This is a genomic window from Altericroceibacterium indicum, from assembly GCF_009828105.1.
GTDB lineage: Bacteria > Pseudomonadota > Alphaproteobacteria > Sphingomonadales > Sphingomonadaceae > Altericroceibacterium > Altericroceibacterium indicum.
The window spans coordinates 670,800-691,944 of record NZ_WTYQ01000001.1; the positions used below are offsets into that span (position 1 = coordinate 670,800).

Annotated in this window: 16 protein-coding genes and 2 tRNA genes; 2 read left to right on the top strand and 16 right to left on the bottom strand. The window is 55.4% G+C overall.

Annotation, left to right across the window (positions count from 1 at the left end; translation table 11 throughout):
* Nucleotides 1-5: 5 nt before the first annotated feature.
* The 9 genes from pstA to recJ all read right to left on the bottom strand — a co-directional run bounded on the left by pstA (nt 6) and on the right by recJ (nt 9,540).
* Complete coding sequence (pstA, locus tag GRI39_RS03300) at nt 6-1,259, bottom strand: phosphate ABC transporter permease PstA (protein WP_160738237.1); 1,254 nt, start codon at nt 1,257-1,259, stop codon at nt 6-8.
* Nucleotides 1,252-2,637, bottom strand: a complete 1,386-nt coding sequence (pstC, locus tag GRI39_RS03305; protein WP_211371411.1) for a phosphate ABC transporter permease subunit PstC — start codon at nt 2,635-2,637, stop codon at nt 1,252-1,254. The genes pstA and pstC overlap by 8 nt, the downstream gene beginning before the upstream one ends.
* A gap of 15 nt (nt 2,638-2,652) precedes the next feature.
* A complete protein-coding gene (locus GRI39_RS03310; RefSeq protein WP_160738239.1) occupies nt 2,653-3,714 on the bottom strand; it encodes a substrate-binding domain-containing protein in 1,062 nt (353 codons plus the stop codon).
* Nucleotides 3,715-3,787: 73 nt separating this feature from the next.
* Entirely contained in the window at nt 3,788-4,987 is a 1,200-nt protein-coding gene (locus tag GRI39_RS03315; protein WP_160738240.1) for an ATP-binding protein, read from the bottom strand.
* 157 nt (nt 4,988-5,144) lie between these two features.
* Nucleotides 5,145-6,398, bottom strand: a complete 1,254-nt coding sequence (locus GRI39_RS03320; protein ID WP_160738241.1) for a phospholipase A — start codon at nt 6,396-6,398, stop codon at nt 5,145-5,147.
* 205 nt (nt 6,399-6,603) lie between these two features.
* On the bottom strand, nt 6,604-7,272 hold the full coding sequence (locus GRI39_RS03325; RefSeq protein ID WP_160738242.1) for a TetR/AcrR family transcriptional regulator: 669 nt from the start codon (nt 7,270-7,272) through the stop codon (nt 6,604-6,606).
* A gap of 238 nt (nt 7,273-7,510) precedes the next feature.
* Nucleotides 7,511-7,586: transfer RNA gene (locus GRI39_RS03330), tRNA-Glu, on the bottom strand.
* A gap of 26 nt (nt 7,587-7,612) precedes the next feature.
* Nucleotides 7,613-7,688: transfer RNA gene (locus tag GRI39_RS03335), tRNA-Glu, on the bottom strand.
* Between the two features lie 70 nt (nt 7,689-7,758).
* On the bottom strand, nt 7,759-9,540 hold the full coding sequence (gene recJ / locus GRI39_RS03340) for a single-stranded-DNA-specific exonuclease RecJ (protein WP_160738243.1): 1,782 nt from the start codon (nt 9,538-9,540) through the stop codon (nt 7,759-7,761).
* Nucleotides 9,541-9,740: 200 nt separating this feature from the next.
* On the opposite strand from recJ, the gene GRI39_RS03345 reads away from it, so the two are divergent.
* Complete coding sequence (locus tag GRI39_RS03345; protein ID WP_160738244.1) at nt 9,741-10,586, top strand: hypothetical protein; 846 nt, start codon at nt 9,741-9,743, stop codon at nt 10,584-10,586.
* A gap of 66 nt (nt 10,587-10,652) precedes the next feature.
* Here GRI39_RS03345 and leuA read toward each other — a convergent pair whose 3' ends face one another.
* The 6 genes from leuA to miaA form a co-directional block, all read right to left on the bottom strand.
* On the bottom strand, nt 10,653-12,338 hold the full coding sequence (gene leuA / locus GRI39_RS03350; RefSeq protein WP_160738245.1) for a 2-isopropylmalate synthase: 1,686 nt from the start codon (nt 12,336-12,338) through the stop codon (nt 10,653-10,655).
* 275 nt (nt 12,339-12,613) lie between these two features.
* Entirely contained in the window at nt 12,614-13,261 is a 648-nt protein-coding gene (locus tag GRI39_RS03355; protein ID WP_246204844.1) for a YceI family protein, read from the bottom strand.
* Nucleotides 13,262-13,385: 124 nt separating this feature from the next.
* The gene (ilvC, locus tag GRI39_RS03360; RefSeq protein ID WP_160738246.1) at nt 13,386-14,405 is read right to left on the bottom strand and encodes a ketol-acid reductoisomerase; all 1,020 of its coding nucleotides are present in this window, start codon (nt 14,403-14,405) and stop codon (nt 13,386-13,388) included.
* A 119-nt stretch (nt 14,406-14,524) separates the two neighbouring features.
* Nucleotides 14,525-15,040, bottom strand: a complete 516-nt coding sequence (gene ilvN / locus GRI39_RS03365; RefSeq protein WP_160738247.1) for an acetolactate synthase small subunit — start codon at nt 15,038-15,040, stop codon at nt 14,525-14,527.
* A gap of 13 nt (nt 15,041-15,053) precedes the next feature.
* On the bottom strand, nt 15,054-16,796 hold the full coding sequence (gene ilvB, locus GRI39_RS03370) for a biosynthetic-type acetolactate synthase large subunit (RefSeq protein ID WP_160738248.1): 1,743 nt from the start codon (nt 16,794-16,796) through the stop codon (nt 15,054-15,056).
* A 180-nt stretch (nt 16,797-16,976) separates the two neighbouring features.
* Nucleotides 16,977-17,915, bottom strand: a complete 939-nt coding sequence (miaA, locus tag GRI39_RS03375) for a tRNA (adenosine(37)-N6)-dimethylallyltransferase MiaA (protein WP_246204845.1) — start codon at nt 17,913-17,915, stop codon at nt 16,977-16,979.
* Here miaA and serB point away from each other — a divergent pair.
* Entirely contained in the window at nt 17,914-18,798 is an 885-nt protein-coding gene (gene serB / locus GRI39_RS03380; protein WP_160738250.1) for a phosphoserine phosphatase SerB, read from the top strand. The genes miaA and serB overlap by 2 nt on opposite strands.
* 100 nt (nt 18,799-18,898) lie before the next feature.
* Here the strand turns inward: serB and purL are convergent, their stop codons facing one another.
* Entirely contained in the window at nt 18,899-21,103 is a 2,205-nt protein-coding gene (purL, locus tag GRI39_RS03385) for a phosphoribosylformylglycinamidine synthase subunit PurL (RefSeq protein ID WP_160738251.1), read from the bottom strand.
* Nucleotides 21,104-21,145 lie beyond the last annotated feature (42 nt).

Consider the following 21,145-nt stretch of genomic DNA (forward strand, 5'->3'; position numbering starts at 1 on the left):
TTGGGTCACCACTTTTTCTCGAAACGGTTGCGCAGGTAGATGGCTATGCCATTCATACACAGCAGGAAAATAAGAAGCACGATAATCGCAGCGGAAGTCCGCTCTACGAAGCCGCGGTCGATTTCGTCTGACCAGAGGAAGATCTGGACGGGAAGCACGGTGGCCGGCGATGTAAACCCTTCAGGAGGCGTTGCCACAAAGGCCCGCATTCCGATCATCAGCAGTGGGGCAGTTTCACCCAATGCGCGCGCCATGCCGATGATGGTGCCGGTCAAAATACCGGGCAGGGCCAGCGGCAGAACATGATGGAACACGACCTGCACCGGCGATGCGCCAATTGCGAGAGCACCGTCCCGAATGGATGGCGGCACGGCCTTGATGGCGTTGCGGCCAGAAATCACGATCACCGGCATGGTCATCAGCGCCAGCGTCATGCCGCCAATAATCGGGGCCGAGCGCAAATTGGGGAACAGGCCGAGGAACAAGGCCAGCCCCAACAGGCCGAAGATGATGGACGGCACAGCCGCCAGATTGTTGATCGATACTTCGATCAGATCCGTCCAGCGGTTCTTGGGTGCGTATTCTTCAAGGTAAAGTGCTGCCAGCACGCCAATCGGGAAGGCCAGAGCCAGAGTGATGAGCATGGTCAGCATGGAACCCTTAAGCGCGCCCCAAATGCCAACGAGCTGAGGGTCGGTCGCGTCTGAACGGGTCAGGAAACCGAGATCAAGCCGACTGGCGATCTTGCCTTCGCTTTGCAACCTTTTAGCAAGCGGCTGCAAATCCGCTTTGCCATCGCCGCGATAGGCGTTGGCGAGATCCTTATTGGTGGGCAGGTTGAAGGTCACTTCACGATCCAGCGAAGCCGGATTGCTGATGATATCATTCGCTACCAAACGCCAGGAATCGCTGCTGATCTGCGCTGCGCCATCTTTGCCCAGTGCCTTTTCAGCATAGAAATCCACCACATCGGGCAGGCCCTGACCTTGCAGTGACTGAAGGCTTTCTGATTCGTTGCGCTGCGATCGGTCAATTGTCAGGCCTGCTTCGCGGAAGTCGATTGGCACAGTCACTTCAACACGTGTCAGGCCGCCAATGCCGTTCACCGTCATGGTCACGAGCAGAAATGCCAGTACCACGACCGAAAACAGAATGGCGCCAAGCCCGGCGAGCCGGAACCGCTTTTCGGCAGCGTAGCGCTTTTTCAGCCGCTTTTCGAATGCGGGTGTGCGGGTGGGGAGGGTGATGGTGTCACTCATAAGCTTCGCGGAACCGTTTGACGACGCGCAGGGCGATGAAATTAAGGGCGAGGGTCACCAGAAACAGCACAAAGCCAAGGGCAAAGGCGCTGAGCGTTGCGGGATGGTCAAAACTGCCTTCACCGGTCAGCATGGCGACGATCTGGAAGGTCACGGTGGTCATCGCTTCAAGCGGGTTGGCTGAAAGATTGGCGGCGGCACCAGCGGCCATCACCACAATCATGGTCTCGCCAATTGCACGGCTGATGGCGAGCATCACGCCCGCCACAATGCCGGGAAGGGCTGCTGGCACGAGAACTTTGCGGATCGTTTCGGACTGGGTGGCACCCATAGCGAGCGAACCGTCGCGCATGGCCTGCGGCACGGCTGCAATGGAATCGTCGGCCATGGAGGAGACGAACGGAATAATCATCACGCCCATCACCAGACCAGCGGCCAGCGCACTTTCGCTTGATGCGTTGGATATGCCAACCGAAATGGCAAGGTCGCGCACGATAGGGGCGACGGTCAGCGCAGCGAAATAGCCGTAAACCACGGTAGGCACACCGGCGAGGATTTCCAGCATGGGCTTCAGCCATTTGCGCCAGCGCGGATTGGCGTATTGGGTAAGGTAAATCGCGCTCATCAGGCCGAGCGGGATCGCGACGATCATGGCGATGATCGCGCCGATATAGATCGTGCCCCAGAATAGCGGAATAGCGCCGTAACGCGATGGGTCAGGGTTGGCCGGATTGCCCATCGGGTCTGGTCCCCAATGGGTGCCGAAAAGGAAGTCAATCGGGCTGACCATCCCGAAGAAACGGATGGTTTCGAACACCAGGCTGATAAAAATGCCCAGCGTCGTCAGAACCGCCACCAGGGATGCAAGGAGCAGAATGCCCATCACAATCCGCTCAACCTTGGTGCGGGCTCTAAAATCAGGTTTGAGACGCAAAAACGCCCATGTGCCGCCGGCAAAGCCGATCAGCAGCGTAGCGATGACACCGACAATATTATAGCGCAGCAAGGCCTGCTCGAACGGTTCAATCAGCGCACGAGAATCCGGGTTGAAAACACCTTGTGCAGACCCAACCGCTACGGCGCGCGCTTCGGCCAGCATCGTCTGGCGTTGCATTCCAAAATCGGGAAGATTGGCCGCAGCGGGGGTTCCCAATACATATTGCGTGACAAGCTGCGGCTCGATGACTGCCCACAGGCAGACGAACAACAGCACAGGCACCAGCACCCAAAGCGCAACATACCACCCGTGATAGGATGGTAGCGCGGCAAGCCGCGTGTTCGGAGCGGCGCGCTTGTAGCCCCAAGCGCGTGCCCGAGCGGCCAGCCATCCGGCAAGACCAAGCAAAAGGGCCAGGAGAAGCAGAATGGCTGGCGACATCAAATTACTCTTATATTACTTAGGATAAGCTGCCGACTTGAGGTCGGCGATAGTCAGCTTCGGAAACTCTGTGGTGGCCGCTTTGCTCTTGGCCATCACGTCAGCCGGGCTGGCAACCAGACCGATCTTGGCAAGCGGGCCGCCCTTGGACCATTCAGTAGCCCATGACGCGACGAATTCGCGAAGGCCCGGAATAGCATCAAGATGTGCGTCCTTCACATAGATGTAAAGTGGACGAGCACCAGGATAAGCGAAGCTGGAGATGTTGGCGTAGGTTGGTTCAACGCCATTCATGTGAAGACCCTGAATTTTATCAGCATTTTCTTCAAGGTAGGAGAAGCCAAATACGCCGATGGCGTTGGGGTTACCTTCGATCTTCTGGACGATGAGGTTATCCTGCTCACCCTGATCGACGTAAGAACCATCGGAACGTACTTCGGTGCAGGTCTGTGTGAACTTGTCCTTATCGCTTTCCTTCAGCGCTTCCATCTTGGGGTCGGCTTCACAACCAACTTCCAGAACCAGTTCCTTCAGCGCATCGCGCGTGCCGGAAGTGGAGGGCGGGCCGTAAACAAGGATCGGCAGATCAGGCAATGAAGGGTCTACGTCTGACCATTTCTTGGCGGTCTGCTTTTCACCGTAAGGGTTGGCGGCAAGAGCCTTGTAAAGAATCGCTGGCGTCAGGTTCATCGTGATGCCGCCCTTGGCAGAAGCAAAGGCGATACCGTCAAGCCCGACCTGGATTTCGGTGATGTCCTTCACACCATTTGCCTGGCAGGTTTCAAACTCAGCAGGCTTCATCCGGCGCGATGCGTCGGCAATATCAGGCGTATTGGCGCCGACACCTGCGCAGAACAGCTGCATACCAGCGCCAGTACCGGTCGATTCAATGATCGGCGAAGAGAAATCAGGATGCGCGCGCGTAAAGCTTTCCGAAACGGATTTCGCGAAAGGATAGACAGTGGAAGAGCCGACCGCGCGAATGGAATTGCGCGTGCCGCCGCCACCGCCGCCACATGCGGCCAGAGCAAGGCTACCGGCGATAAGCGGCAGAGCGAGGAGAGCTTTATATTTCATGGGGAGAATCCTGTCTGTTGGACTGAGCTGTTACGAGGTTATGACAGGCCGTTGTTCAATATATATGACACGTTCATGACAAGGCCTCACTTTCATCCGATATCCTCGGGATTCTTACTGTTACTGTCGTTCCTTCACCGCGCTTGCTGGTAATGTCGAGGCGGCCGCGGTGCCGTTCCACGATATGCTTGACGATTGCAAGCCCCAGTCCGGTTCCACCTGCCATTCTGCTCCGGCCCGGATCAGTACGATAGAAGCGTCTGGTGAGGTGTGGCAGATGTTCCGGCGCAATGCCTTCGCCGCGGTCCTGCACCTTCAAAACTGCCATATTGCTGGAGTCGAGGAAGAGATCGACTGTCACATTTTCGTCCTGCGCGCCATATTTCAGCGCATTATCTACCAGGTTGCGGACCAATTGCTCAAGCTGCTGGCGATCACCCCGAATGAGTAAAGGTGTTTCCGAAGGAGTGTAAATGACGCGCTCGAGCCTGTTAGGGCCAGCCCCGTCGCGCGCTGCCTGCTGGGCTAATGGACCGAGGTAGAGCCTTTCGCTGGGCGCTTCATGTTTTTCTGCTTCCACCCGGCTTAAGGACATCAAATCGTTCACAAGTGTTTGCAAGCGGCGCGCTTCGCGCAGCACGGTATTATGAAATTTAGCGACCATTTTAGGGTCGGCGCTCTCACCCTCGTCGCTGAGTGTTTCGATATAACCGATGATGGAAGCGAGCGGGGTGCGCAATTCATGGCTGGCGTTGGCGACGAAGTCGGTATGCGCGCGGCTGATATCCGCTTCGGCAGTGCGGTTGATGAGTTCCACCAGCCAATAGCGTCCACCAACGGGCTGGCGCGTCATCTGCCATACGCTGCGCGGTCCGGTGAGCCCCTGAATGGTGACGGTGCCGCCGGTTTTGCGGGCCATCAGATCTACCGCGGCAGGGTGGCGGAAGGCAACGCGGGCATCCTGTCCGATAATGTGCCGACCGAGAACTTCCCGTGCCTCGGCATTGGCGATGATGATCCGGCTGACATCCATCAGTAGCAGCGGCATTCCTGAATGTTCGATCAGGTCGCGCATTCCGGTGCGCGTCAATTGCATACTATCAGATGGGGGCGGGGCCGAAACCGGGGGCGGGGCCATCAGCCAGAATGAACAGATCCAGACGAAGACGACGATAACCGAAAGAAGGAATCCGCCACCTGCTGTGACCATTCCAATTCCGGTGGCAAGGGCCAGCGCAACGGCAGGCCAGGGAATCGAGTGACGATCGGTCATTACAATTTGCGCCTTAGCCAGCAGGGAGAACTCGCGCCACCCCGGATGTTAATCATGGATATGGGTAATTATAAAGACAGCTTCCTCAGCCCTGTTTGCCACAGGGTTGAGAAACAGAGTTTACGTGATCGCAACCAATCGGTTTATTTTGAGAGGATTAGCGGATGAAGGCGACACCAACTCTGAAGCGAGTGGTGCGCTTATTATAGTCCAGCATGTTTTCACCATAGCCGACAAATGACTGTCCGTAGAGATAGACTTCTGGCCCACCAGCCCACAAATTGGGTAGTGGGTAAGAAAGGTCAGCGGCGAGCGCGCCCTTACCAGTGCTGAAATTGAAGCGGGTATTTGTGGTCAGACGCAGACCATTTTCCTTGCCGACCTGCATCTCAAGGCTGGCGTGGCCACGATAATCATCAATATCTTCATTGCCGGTTTTGTCGCCGAGATAAAAGGCCAGGCGAGGGATCACCGTTAACGTGGTCTGATTGCCAAGTGGCACCGATGCCATGGGCGCGATGTAGAAACTGTTGAGCGAACGTGAATTGTCGCCATCTTGTCCGTTGGACTCGTGGCGAAGGCCACCCATAGCACTGACCGATACGCCGTTGGCCAGTGTCGAGGAAGGCGCGATGTAAAGCAATTCAGGTTGGAAATCGATATTGCGGAATGGGTAGGAATCCGCGCGAATGTCCCAGAACATACGCTGGGTATAGGCAATATGCAGCCCGTCTCTCCATGAGGATGAGAAGTCGGGGCGTTTGTTGTGCGATCCAAACAATTGATATTTAAAGCTGATCTGGATGCGGGCTTCGGTGTTGGTGCCCGGTCCATAAACGGCATAGATCGGCTCGTAAGCAGTCAAATTGTTGATGAAAACATTGTTAGCTTCACGGTCAATCGGTGGCGGTGCGGGCAGGGTGGCATCTGCTGCGGCGAGGGAGACATCGCTATCGGGGGCAATGGCCGGGCTAATATCCTGTGTGCTTTGCTGCGTGCTGGCATCTGCCAAGGCGGTCTGTGCAAGCTCTGTCAAAGCAATCTTCTGCGTGCTCCAGGCAGGAACAGAGATCAATTTGCCGGCAAGTTCGGTTTCTCCGGCGATACCATAGCGGGCTGCAGCAAAACTTCCCGGTGCCACCACCATATTGGCGGGGGTTGCGGGGTCACGTTTCAGCCAGATGCTACGCTCATTCCCTTCGTCATCAACATGGGCTTCGACCCGATCGGGCAAGGCAACGACCTGCTCTCCTTTTGCGGAGTTGAGGAAGCGTAGTTCAACCAGAACAACACCGTCCTCCCGGTTCTGTGTTGCTCGGCTTACAATCGTTTCCACTGGGGTCTGAGCCTTGGCGCAGACCGGCAGAGACAAGCCTAGCAGAGCCGCCGATAGGAGAAGATATGTTTTCATGCGACCGCTTGGTGCCCATTATTATCGGAATTAGATCGCGGATTATCTTCTTTGACGCAATAGATGCAAGTGGGGGCAGATAAGTGTGACATTTTCTGCGGAACGGAGTTGCCCTATGGGCACAACCTCTCCTGAAGAAGAGGGTTAAGATACGTCTTCAGGTGTTGCAGTTTTTGGGGGCAGCGGCGAGCGGAAGAAATGAAGCTCAACCGAAGCAATGAAAGTCGCGCACGATCAGGTCGAGCGTCTTGCTCTGATATTCGGCTTTGGATTGTGCAGTGTTGTCCAGATCATGGCGTTCCAAAATCCGCCGGTGCGGTGATGATACAAGAGCATCGAGCAGGAAGGAGGCAAGGAAATCCAATTCCTCGTCTTTCACACCGTCAAATTCCGGCATGGCTTTCAGGAGGTTGATGAACGGACCTCGTCCCACTTTCACCAGGTCTCCGGGAGCAATGCGCTTTTCATATCCTTTATCTTGCGCTTCCAGCCATTTAATCAGCGATTGCAATCCGATGACGCGCGGCTCAAGCGACATATCCAGCATTTCACCTGCCAGAGACAGCAATTGCTCACGGTTCGAACCGTTCGGTATATGGGTTTTGAAATCGTCCAGCTGGTGCTCAAGTCCATGCTCGATGGCTGCCATGAGCAGCCCTATTTTGGACTCGAAGCGCGCATAGAGCGTGCGTTTGGAAACACTGGCAGCAGCAGCGATGGCGTTCATGCTGGTCTGTTCAGCGCCATGGGTGATGAATTGTTCGAGCGCGGCATCAAGAATATGCGTATTCAGGCGTGCTGCCACTTCTTGCGTGGGCCGTCCGCCCTTGGGACTGCGTGGCGGTATGCGTGCATTCCCGGATAATCTATCCATTGCATTCCTCTCCAGAGCAATCCGATCCAGCCATCTGTTGGATTCGGAAATATAGCGTGGGGGAGGTACGCCGCAGATTTAATTTGCTCCTGTCCCGAATGGCGACCGATCGGCCGCTAAGGGCTTGTAAAGCAAATTGCAAAAACGCACTTCACCATTCAAAATCTCTGGGGAGGGTAGCTTTAAGCAATTCTGCTTGCCAATGAGTGTTTAACACCATTGACACAAAGTAAAGCCATGGTGACCCCTACGGGAATCGAACCCGTGTTTCAGCCGTGAAAGGGCCGCGTCCTGGACCGCTAGACGAAGGGGCCAACAAAGGCATTTTTACATTCCGCCGTGGTGACCCCTACGGGAATCGAACCCGTGTTTCAGCCGTGAAAGGGCCGCGTCCTGGACCGCTAGACGAAGGGGCCGTCTCGGTGGAGCGCCGCACTTAGGGGGGTCTTTTCGGACCGTCAAGCCCTCTGTTTAATTCAATGCATTTTAGTTGGCCCAAGCCGCATCTTCGAGATGCAGTTCGGCCTGCGGGCGACTTCCCCAGTCATCAATCTTTACCCGGCCAGAGAGCCAGAGTTCGCGCCCCTGTGCGCCGTGCAGCAACGCCTGACCCATATCACTTTCCGCTGCGCGAAAAGCGATGGCCTTGAAGGATGCACCATCCTTACCGCGTGCGATAACCCGCAGATGGTTGTTTCCGACGATATCGGCTTTCACCAGATAGACCGGCCCAACCGCCACACGCGGTCCTGGCCAGCCCACGCCAAAAGGCCCGGCGCTATCGAGTGTTTCCACCAGATCCGGGCGCAATCCGCCGGGGGCAACTGCTAGATCCAACAGCATTGTCTGGCCTTCCATGGCACGCGAAACCGGGCCGGAGAGCTTTTCATCCAGCCACTCAGCCAGCGCGTCCACCTTATCCGAATCGACCGTAAGGCCGGCAGCCATGGCGTGGCCGCCACCCGCTACCAGCAAGTCCATTTCGCGAGCAGCAATGATAGCTGCGCCAAGATCCACGCCAGCAATCGAACGGCCCGATCCTTTGCCTTGTCCGGTCTCTTCATCGAGCGCGATGACGAGTGTGGGCTTGCCGGTCTTTTCTTTGATCCGGCCAGCGACAATTCCGATCACACCTGGGTGCCAGCCACGCCCCGACACGACTATGACAGAGCGATTGTGCTGTGCGTCTATCTGGCTTTCAGCTGCTTCCTGAACGGCTGCCTCTACAGCGCGACGTTCTTCATTAAGATCAGAGAGTTGTTCGGCAATCCTCCGGGCTTCTTCAGGATCTTCGGTGGTCAAAAGTCGCACGCCTAAAGTCGATTCTCCGACCCGCCCTCCGGCATTAATGCGCGGGCCAAGAGCAAAGCCGCAATCGCTGCAAGTGGGGGCCCGGCTTAGGCGGCTTGCGTCAATCAGCGCAGCCATCCCAACATTCGCGCGGCGCGCCATGACTTTGAGCCCTTGCGCCACAAAAGCACGGTTCAAACCACGAATCGCTGCCACATCAGCCACCGTGCCAAGTGCCACGAGATCCAGCAGCGAAAAAAGGTCAGGCTCGGCGCGATCTTTAAAATAGCCAAGCTGGCGCAATTTCCGGGTGATCGCTACTGCAAGAAGGAAAGCAACACCCACCGCTGCAAGGTGACCATGCGCTGCGGCATCGTCTGATTCGTCGAGCCGGTTGGGATTGACCAGCGCCAGCGTGCGAGGAAGTTCGGGCGCACATTTGTGGTGATCGACCACAATCACATCAACGCCTGCATCACTGGCTTGGGCCAGCGCATCATAAGCCATCGCACCGCAATCGACAGTCACAATCAGGCTGGAGCCTTCGCGCCCTAATCGCAACAATGCTTCACCACTCGGCCCATAGCCTTCCAGTAAGCGGTCAGGAATATAATGCCCGGCATTATGCCCCAGCATTCTAAACAGGCGGATGAGCAGAGCGGAGCTGGTAGCGCCATCTACATCATAATCGCCGTAAATCGTTACATTTTCACGTGCGATAATGGATTGGGAAATGCGTTCAGCAGCCTTTTCCATATCATTGAAAATCGCAGGGTCTGGCAGGAAGCTACGCAAATTTGGCTTGCGGTGCAGTTCGATATTATCCCGTGTTACTCCACGAGCGAGCAGCAATTGTGTGACAATATCGTCTTCCAGCCCGATGGCGCCGCCATTCAATTCCATATTGCCGCCGCGCCAGTGCCACGCTTTCCCTGAGAGAGAGCGCTCCACCCCGAATACTGCTGTCTTAGTTACCATGCGCGGCATCTAAACCAGTTGGCCGGGGCGGGGAAGGGCGGGGCTGGCGACAACATGTTTACTTTCGGGTTAACGATTGGCTCCGTTTTTGTTGCTAGAGAGATTAAATATTGTTTTATCCAGCACTATAGCCGTTTCGGTGGGCACTTCACGGGCGCAATTCTAAAGAAACCGAGAGTGTTGTGGGGCATGATTTTGAGATGGCAATTAGACAGGACAATATGCTTGCACTTTATTGCTCGGTTTTTTTCACTCCGGGCAAGAGGCCTAGCTTTGATGCCATTTGGCGCATGTGCGAAGACAGTGGAAATACTATTGAATTAAGGTCGGCAACAGTTGGTCGGACGTCTCTTTCTTATGCCGGATTTCAATTCGAACTGAATGGGCTTAGCCCAGGGCGGCCTGCCTTTGTACCGCGTGAAACCCGCAATGCTCGGATAGGTGTTGAGTTTCGCTCGGGCGAATTCGAATCGGTCGAACTGTCACTATGGGTAGCCAAAAATGTGGAATTTCGTCTGGCAAACCCTGTCCGGGCGCTGACCCATGTGGCTGCGGAGTTGAGCGAATTACCTGATGCTCGGGCTGTTCAATGGAATCGATCAAAAAATCTCTGTCAGACAGAGAGATTTCGTAACGCCATCCGTAAATGGCCGAAACGAGACGCGCTGCCCAGCGAGGGGCTCATCTCCATTTGTCGGATGCCTGATGGCGGGCTTCAGACGGACGGGTTGCACTTGTTTTCCGGACAGGAGGTCCGGCTTGAACCTGAAGTGGCGGAAGCGGTTACGGAAAGCCACCAGATCGCCTTAAGCATTGCGCAGAGATTTGCGCGTGAAGGCGCACTCGCTGCTCCAATGCGGATCAAAAACCCCTTTGGAGGACATTTGCGGATCGAACCGTCAGAGAACAAACGCTTTATTCGTGTCTGGGTGGATGTTGTGCCCCGCCCATTTGGAGTTACGAGCGAATATCGTAGGAATTCGGGGAGGCATAAGGGCACTCAAAAATGGAGCATTACCCAGTGGGTTCCGCCCTCATTGATCTGAAGCCCTGATGCAGTAATTTGGCTGAAACAGTGTCTGCGGTTCAGGCCGCAGACACTGCTATAAAACTCAGCTCTGCTTGCGCAGAGCACCATTTGCGGCGCTGAGGATCGCGCGAACACTGGCGGTAGCCACGTCGCTATCAATTCCCACGCCCCATACTGTTTCACCAGTCGGTAAATGGCATTCGAGATAGGCTGCAGCCTTGGCATCGGTGCCTTTGGTGAGAGCATGTTCGGTGTAGTCGGTCACTTCCAGTTCAACTCCGAAAGTATCCTTGATTGTAGCTAGGACGGAACCAACCAGCCCCTTGCCGCGCCCGCTCACGCGTTGGGCCTGGCCATCCACTTCGATGGTGCCTGTGAAAACTCGTGTGCCATCCGCGGCCCGGCCTTCATCATAATCGACCAGACGGAAGCGGCGCTTTTCAATCTTTACGAAATAGGCTTCGCGGAAGACCTGCCAGATATCCTCGGCATTCAACTCGCGGCTCATTTCGTCAGCAACGCGTTGCACATGGCGGGAGAAATCAGATTGCAGTTTCTTAGGCAGTTTGAGCCCTTGGTTCTGCTCCAAAACCCACGCAAAACCGCCTTTACCGCTTTGTGAATTGACGCGAATCACCGCCTCATAGTCGCGGCCCAGATCAGCCGGGTCGATGGGCAGGTAAGGCACCCGCCACAATTCATCATTGCGCTGTTCTTGTGCAGCAAAGCCCTTCTTGATGGCATCCTGGTGGCTGCCGGAAAATGCGGTGAAGACAAATTCACCGCCATAAGGGTGCCGCTGATGGACTGGAATCTGATTGCAAAATTCGACTGTCTCAATGACCTTGTCGATATCCGAGAAGTCCAGTTCCGGATCAATGCCTTGCGTGTAGAGATTGAGGCCGACTGTTACGAGGCAGCAATTGCCCGTGCGTTCGCCATTACCAAACAGGCACCCTTCCACCCGATCAGCGCCTGCCATCAGGCCTAATTCTGCGGCTGCAACGCCTGTTCCGCGATCATTATGCGTATGCAAAGAAATCACCGCGCTTTCGCGATTAGGCAGGTTGCGGCAGAAATATTCGATCTGATCGGCGTAAATATTAGGCGTTGCGGCTTCTACCGTTGCGGGCAGGTTGAGAATGATCGGCTTTTCCGGCGTCGGCTGAAGGACGTTCATCACTGCTTCGCAAACCTCGATTGAGAAATCTAGTTCAGCCGTGGAGAAGGTTTCCGGTGAATATTCGAAGTTCCAATCCGTGCCAGGGCGCTTCGCGGCTTCGTCGCGCAGAATTTTTGCGCCATTCACAGCGATCTCACGCACTTCATCGCGGCTCATTCGGAAGACGATTTCGCGCCAGGCTGGCGAAACAGCATTATAAAGGTGGACAATGGCGGCGTGAACACCTTCGAGACTGTCGAAGCTTTTGGTAATAAGGTCATGGCGTGACTGGGTCAGCACCTGCACCATCACATCTTCAGGAATGCGATCCTGTTGGACCAAAGACTGGATAAAATCGAATTCTGTCGCGCCAGCGCTGGGGAAGCCGACTTCTATTTCTTTCAGTCCGACTTCAACCAGGAGGTCGAAAAAGCGGTTCTTCTTCACCGCATCCATGGGGTCGATAATCGACTGATTGCCATCGCGAAGATCCGTGGACAGCCAGCGCGGCGCCTTGGTGATCGTGCGGGAAGGCCACTGCCGATCAGGCAGATCGATTTGCGGGAAGGGTCGGTATTTCCGGCTCGGATTTTTGAGCATAGTCATAATGCAAACAGCCTTATCGCTTTACGTCCGCGCGGCAAGGGCGCGGTAGAGAATTTCAATGGAATTTCGTAAAGAGCCCTTAGGCGGGTGCCCGGCGAAAGCGCACGAGCGAAATGGCACGCCTAAGGGCGTGTAAGTCGAAGCAGCGATAGGAGTTCGCGTCGAGCCATGAGGACCATATGGCGAGGCGAGAGATATTTGTCCAGCCTCGCCATGCAGCAAAGAAGCGCTCGGATCAGACCGAACGCCTCTTTGTCGTTCCATATTACCTTACATTACTGCTTTTCGAAAGAAGCCGTAATGTCCAGAACCACCTGGTCGGATACCATTGGCACAAAAGCATCAATGCCAAATTCACTCCGCATGATCTGTGCACGGCCTTCAAAACCAATAGTTTCGGCTTTGTTCATTCCGTTGACGCCAGCACCGGTGAGCTGGGCGGCGATCAGGACAGGGCGGGTAACGCCATTCAGCGTAAGGTTGCCGGTAATATTGGCAGTGGTTGCGCCGGTTTTCTCAATGGAAGTTGAGACAAAATGCGCCGGGGCTGGGTTCGGGCCAAAGAAATCAGGCTTGCCGCCATCTTTTCCCGGGCTCAGCAAATGCTCATGCAAGCCCTCGCTTGCAACGGTGACAGAGGCAATCGGGATTGTGACATCAAGCTTCGTGGCTGCCATATTGGCCGGGTCCAATTTCAACGTGCCATCAATATCGCCAAAGATACCGAAATAATCGTTGAAATTGAAGTGATTGACGCGCCAACCAACCAGAGTGTGGTGAGGGTCGGTCTTGTAGGTTCCTGCCGCTACTGCGCTGGCATTGACGGCTGTTGTGTATGGCGGAGAATCCTGGGCCTGAAGAGCGCCAAAGGAAAGGGTTGCAATGCTCGCCGTGGCGACGAGAGCCATCGTGAATTTACGCAAATGTATCCTCCTGTTGAAACCGTTATCAGCGCTTTGCCCGAATTGGGCGGCACGCGATAGGGTACTCAGAAGGCAACGTATAACGATGGCGGAAGGTTTCTCCGCCATCGTTATTCTAACAGGCTTAGTTCTTATCCTTGTCCACCAGCTTATTCGCGGTGATCCATGGCATCATCGAACGCAGTTGCGCGCCGGTCTTTTCAATCGGATGTTCAGCCTGACGCTTGCGCGCAGCTTTCATTTCCGGGTTGCCGATCGCGTTATCGAGCATGAAGCGTTGAACGAAGCGGCCTGCCTGAATATCTTCCAGAACACGCTTCATTTCAGCCTTGGTTTCATCGGTGATGACGCGCGGGCCGGTGTGATAATCACCATATTCTGCGGTGTTCGAGATTGAATAACGCATGTTGGCAATGCCACCTTCATACAGAAGGTCGACGATCAGCTTGGTTTCATGCAGACACTCGAAATAGGCCATTTCAGGCGCATAACCGGCTTCCACCAGTGTTTCGAATCCGGCCATGATGAGGTGAGTGATCCCGCCGCACAGAACAGCCTGCTCACCAAAGAGGTCGGTTTCACATTCTTCCTTGAAGTTGGTTTCGATGATACCCGAACGGCCACCACCAACGCCACTGGCATAGGCCAGAGCAATGTCATGGGCATTACCCGAAGCATCCTGGTGAACCGCGATCAGGCATGGCACGCCGCCGCCCTTCACATATTCGCCGCGCACCGTGTGGCCGGGGCCTTTCGGGGCGATCATGATGACGTCGATATCGTCAGATGGTTCGATAAGGCCGAAATGGACGTTCAGACCATGCGCAAAAGCGAGCGCTGCGCCCGGCTTCATCTTGCCCTTGAGGTCGTTGTTGTAAATCGCTGCCTGATATTCGTCAGGTGCGAGGATCATGAGGATATCCGCCCAGCCAGCAGCTTCGGAATTGCTCATCACCTTGAAGCCAGCCGCTTCTGCCTTCTTGGCTGTGGCAGAGCCTTCGCGCAGGGCAATGGCCACATCCTTCACGCCGCTATCGCGCAGGTTCTGTGCATGTGCATGGCCCTGGCTACCATAGCCGATCACTGCGATCTTCTTGTCGGTGATCAGGTTCAGGTCGCAATCGGCGTCGTAATAGACTTTCACGTTTCTTTCCTTCCTCGTGCCCGCATGACTGGGGCTATTCATCGGATCATTGAAATTCAGCGGCAAGCTCTCCGGCGATTTCCCAGAAATAGCTTGGCCGTAAAGTGAGTATTGTAAGTTCAGGCGCCCTCAGGGCCGCGCATCATGCCGACTACGCCGGTGCGGCCTACTTCAACCAGCCCCAATTCGCGCATCAGCGCAACGAAGCGATCGATTTTTTCAGGCGTGCCCGTGATTTCGAAAATGAAGCTCGACGTGGTCGAATCTACCACCTTGGCTCGAAACACATCGGCAAGGCGTAGCGCCTCAACCCGGTTTTCACCTTGCCCGGCCACTTTCACCAAAGCCAATTCGCGTTCCACGAAGGGACCTTCATCGTTCAGGTCAATGACCTTGTGGACCGGAACCAGACGCTCAAGCTGAGCCGTGATCTGATCAATCACCGGCGGCGGGCCGTTGGTGACAATCGTGATCCGGCTGACGGCGTGATCTTCGGTGATATCGGCCACCGTCAGACTGTCGATATTATAGCCGCGTGCAGTGAACATGCCCGCGATCCGCGCGAGAATGCCCGCCTCATTGTCCACCAGAATGGTGAGGACATGGCGTTCATGCTGCCTGTGCTGAATTTTCATCATATCCCCCAACTCAAACCAGAGCTTTGGCTTCGTCAGCCATGGTTCCGGCAACCATGTCGCCATATAGCAGCATTTCTGTATGCGCGGCACCCGATGGGATCATCGGGAAGCAATTGGCATCCTGTGCCACGCGGCAATCCACGATCACTGGCCCATCATGTGCGATCATCGCTTCGATCCCGGCATCAAGTTCGGAGCAATCATGGATGCGAATGCCTTTCCAACCATAAGCTTCAGCCAATTTCACGAAATCGGGGAGGCTGTCAGAGTAGGAGTTCGAGTAACGGCTTTCGTATGTCAGCTCCTGCCATTGGCGGACCATGCCCATATATTCATTGTTCAGAATGAAGACTTTGACCGGAAGACGGAACTGGCTCGCAGTGCCCAATTCCTGAATGTTCATCTGGATCGAGGCTTCCCCGGCAATGTCGATCACCAGATCTTCCGGGTTTCCAAGCTGCGCACCGATAGCGGCAGGCAAACCATAGCCCATTGTGCCAAGGCCCCCTGACGTCAGCCAGCGGTTTGGCCCGAAGAAGCCGAAATATTGCGCCGCCCACATCTGGTGCTGGCCAACTTCGGTGGTGATGATCGGATTGCGTTTGTGAGTGAGTTGGAACAGCCGTTCAATCGCAAATTGTGGCATGATTTCAACATCACGCGACGGATAGCTGAGGCTTTCCCGGGCTTTCCAACCTGTGATGCGCGCGTGCCATTCGGTGAGGTCAGCGCCTTTACGCTCACCCCATGCAGCGATGAGCTGTTCCAGAACAGTCGCGCAATCACCAACAATGCCCAGATCAACCGGAACGATCTTATTGATCGAACTGCGGTCAATATCGATGTGTATCTTCTTGGAATTGGGCGCAAAAGCATCGAGCCTACCGGTTACACGGTCATCAAACCGCGCACCGACATTGATCATCACATCGGCCTGGTTCATCGCCATATTGGCTTCCAGCGTGCCGTGCATCCCCAGCATCCCCAGCCAATCCTTATGATCGGATGGAAAAGCGCCAAGGCCCATCAAAGTGGAGGTGACAGGTGCGCCGATCAGCTTCTGAAATTCGCGCAGCAATTGTGTTGCGCGCGGACCAGAATTGATGACGCCGCCGCCGGTATAGAACACAGGCGCTTTGGCATTCGCAATCAGTTCAATCGCCTGCGCGATATCATCTGCCGAAGCGACCATCTGCGGATAATAGCGTTTGGTTCTGGGAGTCGGAAGCTCATCCATGATTGCAGTGGCAACCTGAACATTCTTCGGAATATCGATAACAACGGGGCCGGGGCGTCCGCTGGTGGCGATTTCAAATGCTTCCTCAATCGTGGCCGCGAGATGTTCCGGGTCTTTAACGAGGTAATTATGCTTGGTGCAATGGCGCGTGAGGCCAACCGTGTCCGCCTCCTGAAAGGCATCGCTGCCGATCAGATTGGTGGCAACCTGCCCGGTGATGACGACCATGGGAATCGAATCCATGAAAGCGTCTGCAATGCCGGTGATGGCATTGGTTGCACCAGGGCCGGATGTGACAAGCACAACACCGGGTTTGCCAGTGGAACGGGCATAGCCTTCAGCCGCATGCGCTGCGCCGGCTTCGTGCCGCACGAGGATGTGACGTAGCTTCTCATTGTCGAACAATTCGTCATAGATCGGTAGCACGGCACCGCCGGGATATCCGAATACGAATTCAACACCTTGGCGAACCAGGCTCTCGACCAATATCGCAGCACCGCTGCGTTCTTCGCTCACGTTACATTCCTTCCACGACTTACGTCTTTTAAAAACTGCCGATCAAAACATTGCCGGTCCGAAAAAACCGGACCCGGCACGATGGCTCGTGCCGGGTCACTGCTCTCCAACTGTTAAGCGGGTGCTTGTCCCAATCTCAAAAATGTGACTAGGGAAACAAATATATCATGTCAACCACTTCTAGAGACGTATTATTCCAAAATATACATCAAGTGAAGAATAATATGATTCAACTCGCTTCCATTCTTGTGGTGGTTGCCGCCGAAACCAGGTATATTGCCGCTTGGCGTAGTTACGGGTCGCTTGAGCGCCTTTTTCAACCGCTTCTTCGCGACTCCATCTGCCTTCCAGCCAGCCGGCGATTTCCGACACGCCTATTGCGCGCATGACGGGCAGGTTGGGGTGAAGATTTCGGGCGAGAAGGGCTTCCACCTCTTCAACCGCCCCACATTCCAGCATGGCGGAAAAGCGGCGGTTGCAGCGATCATAAAGAATTTCACGTGGCGGCAGGAGGACCAGCGGATGCAAATGAACGGCATCGCCAATCCCGCCTTCCTTCTGTTCCTGCCAGTAAGAAAGGCTGTGTCCAGTAGAGCGCACAACTTCCAATGCACGGGCGATACGAGTCGTGTCAGCCGGGTTTAATTGCGCAGCGCGGGCTGGGTCTTCCGCTTGGAGGGCTGCATAGGTTTCTTCTACTGGTGTAGCACGAATATGCTCGCGAATATCTGGATCGATGGCAGGGATGGGAGCGATCCCGTCCAGCAGTGTGCGCATGTAAAGCCCGGTTCCACCAACAATGATTGGCAGAGTATTTCCTGCATGAGCTGTAGCTATTTCCTGTGTCGCTCGGGTGGACCAATCGGCGGCAGAGCAGGGATTGGCCCCGTCCCATTCACCGAACAACCTGTGTTCAATGCCACGCATTTCTTCGGGCGAAGGGCGGGCGCTCAGCACGTTGAGGTCTCGATAGACCTGTGCGCTATCTGCATTGATAACAATGCAGCGCTGTCCCTTTGCCTCCATCTCCAAAGCAAGCTGGACGGCGAGATCGCTCTTGCCGCTGGCGGTTGGCCCTGCAATGAGCGCCACCGATTGTTTGTGAGGAGAATGACCCATGCTCATCGCCCGGCTGATAGCAGATCAAACCACGCTTGAGGCAAGCCTCAATAAGGCAAGTGCCGCATTAGAGGCTGAAGGGATGCGGCTTGCTAATGCGCAAATGCTGGATTTCTGCGGTGATGTGCTTCAGCTCATGCTTCCTGAAGGCGACGCTGTGACCTTGCGCCGGATCATCGATGCGCATTTTTCACCGTGCGACATGCTGATTACGGACAATGAATTTCGCATTCCAAACCTGTTTGTGTCGGATATGGATTCGACCATGATCGGGCAGGAGTGCATCGATGAGCTGGCTGATTTTGCTGGTCTCAAGGATAAGATTTCCGACATTACCGAGCGTGCAATGCAAGGTGAGCTGGATTTCGAAGATGCCTTGCGTGAACGGGTTGGCCTGCTTGAAGGCCTTGATGAAGAGGCGATTGATCGCTGTTTGGCGGAACGGATCAAGCCGATGGGCGGGGCGCATACGCTGCTCGCCACTTTGAAATCGCGTGGCTGCCATACGGTGCTAGTGACCGGGGGCTTCCACCATTTCGCTGATCGTGTTGCGCAGCAGCTTGGGTTTGAACGGGTGGTTGGCAACCGCCTTGCCACTGCCGGTGGCAAACTTACCGGCAAACTCAATGGTGCTATCACGGACAGTTCCGTGAAGAAGAAGGTTCTTCTCGAAGAGCGTGATCGGCTTGGGGCGGGCACTGTGTCGCTTGCCACGGGTGATGGGGCGAATGACATTCCAATGCTGGAAGCGGCGGATTATGGGATTGCCTATCATGCCAAACCCAAGGCACGAGAAGCGGCGAATGGCTGGGTTGATCGCGGTAATCTGACTGCGATCCTCAAGCTGCTCGATATTCCGGAAAGTGATTGGGTGGCTGCTTAATCGCGCAGGTGAAAGCCAACCAGGATAACAAAAAGAGGCGGTTGAGAAGGTACTCAACCGCCTCTTTTGTTTGGGCTCATGCTGTCCGCCTAGGTGCGGATCAGCCTTCCATCCAATCCCGGAAGAAGCTTTCACTTGCATCGCGAAGCGTGGCCAATGCCACACTGCTGCGTGCTTCATCGGCGCTGATCTGGATGGCATCGCCGCCCGTCTGGCCGAGCAGCACAACGGTGAGGCCAGCGCCTTCTACCGCTTCAATCACCGGTAATGCATCATTTGTGCTGACGACATAGCGGCCCTGATCTTCCCCGAAGAAAAAACCTGCCGGTGATGTCTGGTCAGCCGGCATCCCGATCTGGGCACCGATTTTCCCGGCCAACGCCATTTCGGCAACCGCCACAGCAATGCCGCCATCAGCGCAATCATGCACCGCGCTCAACGCGCCATCAGCGATGAGCTTGCGGACCAATTCGCCAGCCTTGCGTTCAACCGAGAGGTCAACATGCGGGGCCGGGCCTTCTTCACGGCCATGGAGGTCACGCAGGAAGATTGACTGGCCAAGATGCGCGTTATTTTCCCCACCGATGACCAGAATGGCATCGCCTTCATTCTTGAAAGCGATCGTGGCCATCTTGGAATGGTCTTCCAGCAAGCCGACACCGCCAATGGCAGGAGTTGGCAGAATGGCACTGCCGCCACCGGTTGCTTTCGATTCGTTGTAAAGCGAGACGTTGCCCGAAACGATAGGGTAATCGAGTTCGATGCAGGCTTCGCTCATGCCTTCCAGGCAGCCGACGAACTGGCCCATGATTTCCGGGCGTTCCGGGTTGGCGAAATTGAGGCAATTGGTGACAGCTAGCGGACGTCCACCGACAGCGCTGATGTTACGATAGGTTTCGGCCACCGCCTGCTTGCCGCCTTCATAGGGATCAGCATAACAATAGCGCGGAGTGCAATCGGTGCTCATCGCAAGTGCCTTGCGGGTGCCGTGAACGCGGACAACCGCAGCATCGCCGCCCGATTTCTGCATCGTATCAGCGCCGACCTGGCTGTCATATTGCTCCCAGATCCACTTGCGCGAAGCGAGATCAGGGGTGCCCATGAGCTTTGTCAGATCGCTGGCAATATCTGTGCTTTCTGGCACATCCACCAATGCTTCGCGCTTGGGTGTTTTGACATGCGGTCGGTCATATTCCGGGGCATCATCTGCCAGTGGAGCCAGCGGAATATCGCAGACGGTTTCACCATTAAAGGTCAGTTCCATCCGGCCAGTATCGGTCACTTCACCGATGATCGCGAAATCCAGTTCCCATTTACGGAAAATGTCTTCAGCCATCTTTTCCTTGCCGGGCTTCAGCACCATGAGCATCCGCTCCTGGCTTTCCGACAGCATCATTTCATAGGGCGTCATGCCTTCTTCTCGGCAGGGCACCATATTCATATCGAGTCGGATGCCGACTTCGCCCTTGGAGGCCATTTCAACGCTGGAAGAGGTGAGCCCGGCTGCCCCCATATCCTGAATGGCGACAATCGCGTCAGTGGCCATCAGTTCAAGGCAAGCTTCGATCAGGAGCTTCTCAGTGAAGGGATCGCCAACCTGCACGGTAGGGCGCTTTTCATCGGACTTTTCATCAAAATCGGCGCTGGCCATCGTGGCACCGTGAATGCCATCACGGCCTGTTTTGGAGCCGACATAGACGATCGGGTTGCCCGTACCGGTAGCGGCAGAATAGAAAATCTTGTCTTGGTCAGCGACACCAACAGTCATCGCATTGACGAGGATATTGCCGTCATAGGCCTTGTGGAAATTGGTCTCGCCGCCAACCGTCGGCACACCAACGCAATTGCCATAGCCGCCAATGCCAGAGACAACGCCCTGAACCAGATGTTTCATCTTGGGGTGATCGGGGCGGCCAAAGCGCAGGGCGTTCAAATTAGCAACAGGGCGTGCGCCCATCGTGAACACATCACGCAAAATGCCGCCAACGCCAGTTGCTGCACCTTGATAAGGTTCAATGTAAGACGGATGGTTATGGCTCTCCATCTTGAAGATCGCTGCCTGGCCATCGCCAATATCGATTACGCCAGCGTTTTCGCCGGGGCCGCAGATGACCCATGGAGCCTTGGTGGGCAGTTTCTTCAGGTGGAAGCGTGAACTTTTATAGGAGCAATGCTCCGACCACATAACCGAAAAGATGCCCAGCTCGACCAGATTGGGTTCTCGGCCTAGCGCGTTGAGCACGCGGTCATATTCTTCCTGATTGAGCCCGTGGGCGGCGACGGTTTCGGGTGTGATCTCGGACATGGGAAGCGCCTTTAGCGAGGGTAACAGCCTAGCGCTAGTCAT